The 972-nt window shown below is 75.4% G+C and carries 1 protein-coding gene; it reads left to right on the top strand.

The window, feature by feature from the left end:
• Positions 1-972: RNA polymerase sigma factor (locus tag ABD127_RS10960; RefSeq protein WP_344202614.1), on the top strand; the 972-nt coding region annotated here is incomplete at both ends.

The raw sequence follows: 972 nt of genomic DNA, 5'->3' as shown, positions 1-972 counted from the left end.
CCGCGGCGCCCGAGGACGCCGTGCAGGACGCGCTCGTCGAGGCGGTGCGCACGTGGCCGGACGACCCGCCGCGTGACCCGAAGGCGTGGCTCGTCACGGTCGCGTGGCGACGCTTCCTCGACGCCACGCGCTCCGAGGTCGCCCGACGACGGCGCGAGGACCTGGTCGACGCCGAGCCGGAGGCCGGCCCGGCCGCGCCGGCCGACGACACCCTCCAGCTGTACTTCCTCTGCGCGCACCCGTCGCTCACGTCGTCCTCGGCGGTCGCGCTGACGCTCCGGGCCGTCGGTGGACTCACGACGCGGCAGATCGCCGAGGCGTACCTGGTGCCCGAGGCGACGATGGCCCAGCGCATCAGCCGAGCGAAGCGGACGATCTCGGGGGTGCGGCTCGACCAGGTCGGCGACGTCGGCACCGTGCTGCGGGTGCTCTACCTGGTCTTCAACGAGGGCTACTCCGGAGACGTCGACCTGGCGGCCGAGGCGATCCGCCTCGCCCGGCAGCTCGCGGCCGTCCTGGACCACCCGGAGGTCGACGGCCTGCTCGCCCTGATGCTGCTGCACCACGCCCGCCGTGCCGCCCGCACCGCGGCGGACGGCAGCATCGTCCCGCTCGCGGACCAGGACCGCCAGCGCTGGGACACCCGGGCGATCGCCGAGGGCGTCGACCGGCTGCAGGCGGCGCTGGCGCAGGACCGTCTGGGTGAGTACCAGGCGCAGGCGGCGATCGCGGCGCTCCACGCGGACGCGACGACGGCGGACGAGACCGACTGGGTCCAGGTCGTCGAGTGGTACGACGAGCTGCTGCGCCTGACGGGAAGCCCCGTCGTGCGTCTCAACCGCGCGGTCGCGGTGGGCGAGGCGGACGGACCCCGTGCCGGTCTCGCGGCGTTGTCGGAGGTCGAGCCGGACCTGCCGCGTCGCACCGCCGTGGAGGCGCACCTGCGTGAGCGGGACGGAGACGTCGCGGCGG

This window comes from Aeromicrobium alkaliterrae (genome assembly GCF_039529015.1).
In the GTDB taxonomy this organism is placed as follows: domain Bacteria; phylum Actinomycetota; class Actinomycetes; order Propionibacteriales; family Nocardioidaceae; genus Aeromicrobium; species Aeromicrobium alkaliterrae.
Note: the sequence above shows the minus strand (reverse complement) of the source record. Positions and strands in the feature narration are given on the sequence as shown.